The following is a 5,000-nucleotide window of genomic DNA, read 5'->3' as shown; positions in this document are numbered from 1 at the left end:
CCTATGTTGAGGAGCAGTTTGGGTATGGGAAGCATCTAGGTAGGATAAAGGAATTTATTTTTTAATATAATTTTGAGATCATCACACATTGTACGATGATCTCAAAAAAAGTTATGCTAAGTATCATATTGTAATTAAATTAAACCGCATATTTCTAATGAGAGGTATGAACGAACGGCCTAAAGAAAATATTTCTAAAATCTATGTTTTATAATCTTCTTGGGAGAAATAGGCGGTTTAAAGGAAGGTGTATATTTAATTGAGTATACAAAGAAAGCAAATCAATGTTTTGCCTAGGATAGTCGAAGCTGAAGCTAAAATTAACCTCTTAAAAAAAGAAATTAGAAAAGAAAGAAAAAAAATAAAACAAATAAGAAGAAGCCGAATTTGGAGATATAGCCTGCTATTTAGGAAAATGTTGTACTTTTTTGCTGAATTAAAAAGATTATTGGAATTATTAAAAAGGCGCCATGAGTATTTGCAATTTGAGGATAGGTATAATGATTTGCAAATGAAATATAAGGAATCGCTAGGCGAAACTAAAGAAGTAAGAGAACAGTTGAGAAAAATAACGAATTCCACAGGTGGAGCAGAATTAAACTTAAAGAAAAATGATTTGAAGATAATTTCAAAAAAAGCAAAAGAAAATGGCCAAATTACAGAGTATTTAAATGATCTTATTGAGAAAAAGATGTTAATGGATAAATACTATTACGAGGCAATATGTATAGCAGCGAAAACTTATCGAAATGAAAACAAAGAATTAAGAAATTATGTTTATTCTCTTGCATTAGAAGGATTTAATATTAAAGGCTTCCCAGAATTTTTGATCAGGCAATTGACTGATCATGGAGAAATAGAACTGCAATATGCAACTTCTTTCAGTGCACTATTAACAATGAGAGCTCGTTTAAAGCAATTACACTCGAATTTGCCGGAAGAAATATTAGATAATAAAGCATTAGCCTATAAGTTTATTGATTATTTAAATGTTAAAAGACCGTGGGTGAAAAGTTCGTTTACTGTTGATGACATTCCGATTATTGACAACAGTGTTATTAAACCTTTTCATGGTGCTGGTTCAAGAGGGGTTTATTTATATTTTGAATTTAATCATATTCGTGATGTTAAGAGACAAAATACACTTAAAAGTAAGCAAGAGCTAATAAACAAAATGAAGCAAGATCTTATCGATGGTTGGGTAAGTGAGGATAATTGGTTAGTCGAAGAATTAATTATTGGTAACTCCAGTAAAAATCAACCAGCAAAGGACTATAAATTTTATTGTTTCTACGGTAAAGTTGAACTAATTTTAGAAGTTACTCGATATCCTAATATTAAATACTGTTGGTGGAATTCAAAGGGAGAACACATAACTACTGGGAAATATCAGGAAGAGCTTTATGAAGGTGAAGCTGTGAATCCACATGATATAATCATGGTAGAAAGTATAAGTGTTGAAATTCCAACTCCATTTGTTAGAATCGATTTTTTGAAGTCAGAAAATGAACTAATCTTTGGAGAATTTACACCAAAACCAGGAAATTATGATCAATTTAATAAAGAAACAGATCAGTGGTTAGGAGAGTGCTATTTAAGTGCTCAGCAACGATTAACCGATGATTTGATACACGGAAAACAATTTCACACTTATACAACATTGATGGAAGAGTTTTTTGAGTAATTTAGGAGGAAATAAAATGGTTGAAATAATTAATAAAGAGTGGCTCGCTCATCTTCCAATGGAAGTTGTTGAAGATGCTCGTGGTCCAGAATTTGATGCGTATTTAATTGCTCTCGAAGGATGGAGGCGTGGACTAACTTTAAAGTGGCATGTTAAAGATTCAGAGGAGTTTAAAGATATGAAAACATGGTTTGATGATAAACCGGGCAAATTATTTTCTCTTAGCTCTGAAACAAGGACACATTATTTTTTTAAGACTCGAGGGGATATGGTCTCAAATGAAGCAGTGGAGATAGGGGCTAACAAAGAAAAAACGAAGGAGTACTTAGAAAAAAAAGGAATCGTAACCCCAAGGGGTAAATTATTCTCTTTGGATACTTCTGAAGAAAATGTGATTGAATACGTAAAGCAGTTAGATTTCCCACTAGTTATCAAACCTTTAGATGGCAGTTTTGGAAGAGGAGTAACTACAAACATTCAATCGATTGATGAATGTAAAGATGCAATTAAGATGGCCAAGTCAGTACCTAATCCTAATGGGATAATTGTTGAAGAGTTTATTCAAGGTCATGAATATCGATTGTATGTTGTAGGTGATAAAGTTGTTGGAGCTATACAAAGAGTTCCAGCAAATGTAAAGGGGGATGGTAAAAGTACTATTGATCAATTAATTGATCAAAAAAATCATATAAGAAGTCAAAACCCAAGGTTGATAAGTTGTTTAATAAAAAAAGATCAAGAAGTAATTAATCATATATCAAAACAAGGGTATAATCTTGAAGATATATTGCCAGATGGTGAAAGGTTGACTCTTATAGAAAAATCAAATATATCATTAGGTGGAGATCCGATTAGTGTCATTGATGACTTACCAGAGAAATTAAAGGATGTAGCGGTTAAGGCGATTCATTCTATACCAAATTTACCACATGGAGCAGTGGATGTCATGTTAGGAAATAATGGTGAGTATGTAGTCTTAGAAATTAATCCAACAGCACAGATTGGTTCATTATTGTTTCCTAAAATAGGAAAATCTAGTGATGTGCCTGCTGAAATAATTGATTTTTATTTCCCGGAGACGTCAAGAAAAGGACGTTTGAATGATGTATTGTATTTTGATTTTTCTGATGTTTTGTTTCCTTTATTAACTTATTCGGCTAAAATAACAACAGTTACGCCAATTCCTAAAGGGACAATATATATGAAAAAGTATCATGTTGTGGGAGAAGTTCAAAGGATTGATTATCATCGAGGATTAAGAAAAATGGCATTTGAACGTAATCTTCATGGTATGGTCATTAATAATGAGGATGGAAGTATAAACATTGTTGTAGCTGGGACAGTCGAAGAAATGGTTGATAGCTTTATTCATGATATAGAAGAGGATCCAGAACGTTCAGTGGTTGAGCAAATAAATTCGAGTAATTATGATCAGCCCATTAAAGTAGGATTTGAAATTAAAAATGATTTAAAAAAACAAATTGAGTTGTATAATTATATAAAAAAAGAGTATGATTTGACCGAGCTTGAATTAAGAAAAGCCAAGAAAGAAAACAAAATTTTAAGCGCAAGTAAAGCTTGGAAAGTGACATTACCAATGCGCGTCTTAGGTGACCTCATAAAAAAATATTATAAGTAAATAATAAGATTTATCAGGGGGGAGAATAAAGTGAAAGAAGACCATTCAATAGGGTTACCACAATTACCAAACCACATCGTGACAGCGGCTAGAAAAACAAAGTTATGTGCATTTTCAGTTGCTCTTGAAGGATGGAGAAGGGGATTAACATTAAAATGGTATACGAAAGATTCCGAGCATTTTCAAAATATGACGGTTTTTGGAGTTAACCCTCCAGGGAGATTATTTTCATTAAGTTCAAAGAAAAGAACTCATTATTTCTTTAGAACACGAGGTGATAAAGTAACCAATGAGGCTGTGGAGATTGGATCAGATAAAGAATTAACTAAAATTTGGTTGGATAAAGCAGGGATACCAGTACCGAAAGGTAAAGGCTTTGCAGAAGGAGCATCAGAAGAGGAAATTTTAGATTATAGCATTGGCATAGGATTTCCGTTAGTTTTAAAACCTACAAATGGAAGTTTAGGTAATGGTGTTATTACTAATATAAAAAATGAGAATGAGCTCAAGAAATCATTAAAATATGTTAGAAATATTCTAGGATATGGTGAAGTGATTATAGAAAGATATGTAGCAGGTAAAGAATATAGAGTATACGTTATTGAAGATAAAACTATAGCGGCCTATAATCGAGTACCAGCCAATATCATTGGGGATGGAGTCCATACAGTTGAAGAGTTAATTACATTGAAAAATGAACAAAGAAAAAAAAATCCTCGTTTGTTTAGTTGCTTAATTGAAATAGATATAGAAATATTAGAAGAAATTGAAAAAGAAGGATACTCTTTAGAGAGTATTCCAAAAAAAGGTGATATTATCTACTTGAGAAAAAAAACAAATGTTTCTTCAGGTGGAGACCCAATAGATGTAACAGATGAACTGCCTAATTCAATTAAAGAAATTGCAATAAAGGCAATCAATGCTATACCTGGATTATATCATGGTGGCGTAGATATTATTGTAAATGAACATTTACCTCCTGAAGAAGGGGCAGTCGTTATTGAATTAAACCCAACAGCGCAAATTGGTGGTATATTATACCCAATACAAGGCAAAGCAAGAGACATACCAGCTGCTATTATTGATTACTATTTTCCAGAAACTAAAGATTTTGCTACAAAGAAATCGAGAGTATATTTTGATCTAAATGCTGCATTAGAACCGTTACAAAATCGATCAGCAATCGAAGTTGAATTACCTAAGGCGCCTATTGGAACGTTGTATGCAAAAAAGTTTATAGTCCAAGGGAATGTAACACGATATAAATATCACAGGTGGTTGAAAAGTAACGCCGTTACTTTAAACCTACATGGCTTTATTAAAAATACTGTTGATAATGAAATAGAGATAGTAGTCGGTGGAACAGAAAAGGAAAACCTTAATACATTTAAAGATTTAATAACTAATAATCAAAATCTAGCAAAAGTTTCCAAGGTTTTGGAAGAGAGTTGGAAAGAATATATAAAGGTTGGGTTTGAAATAACTGAAATGTTTAATATGAATAAATTGAAAACAGTTGAATCTGCCATAAAAAAATTAGAACGTGATTTAAAAAGTACTGAAAAAGAGCTTTATAGAGTACAAAAAGAAAATAAAAAAATACAAGATAGTCGATCGTGGAAATATGGAATGTCTTTGAAGAAAATGGCGAGGTTGGTTAGAAATTAAAAGAAAGAA

At 32.0% G+C, this 5,000-nt stretch carries 3 protein-coding genes; all 3 read left to right on the top strand.

The features are described from left to right. Nucleotides 1-259 precede the first annotated feature (259 nt). The 3 genes from JCM9152_RS20710 to JCM9152_RS20700 are packed head-to-tail and all read left to right on the top strand — an operon-like array spanning nucleotide 260 to nucleotide 4,991. Nucleotides 260-1,684, top strand: a complete 1,425-nt coding sequence (locus JCM9152_RS20710) for an ATP-grasp fold amidoligase family protein (RefSeq protein WP_052016261.1) — start codon at nucleotides 260-262, stop codon at nucleotides 1,682-1,684. A gap of 16 nt (nucleotides 1,685-1,700) precedes the next feature. Beyond that, nucleotides 1,701-3,323 (top strand): acylphosphatase, encoded by a 1,623-nt coding sequence (locus tag JCM9152_RS20705; protein WP_035347655.1) that lies wholly within the window; start codon nucleotides 1,701-1,703, stop codon nucleotides 3,321-3,323. A 30-nt stretch (nucleotides 3,324-3,353) separates the two neighbouring features. Further along, on the top strand, nucleotides 3,354-4,991 hold the full coding sequence (locus JCM9152_RS20700; protein WP_035347653.1) for an acylphosphatase: 1,638 nt from the start codon (nucleotides 3,354-3,356) through the stop codon (nucleotides 4,989-4,991). The last annotated feature ends 9 nt before the right edge of the window (nucleotides 4,992-5,000 follow it).

The sequence above is a fragment of the Halalkalibacter hemicellulosilyticusJCM 9152 genome, assembly GCF_000513115.1.
Taxonomy (GTDB): Bacteria; Bacillota; Bacilli; order Bacillales; family Bacillaceae_D; genus Halalkalibacter; species Halalkalibacter hemicellulosilyticus.
Note: the sequence above shows the minus strand (reverse complement) of the source record. Positions and strands in the feature narration are given on the sequence as shown.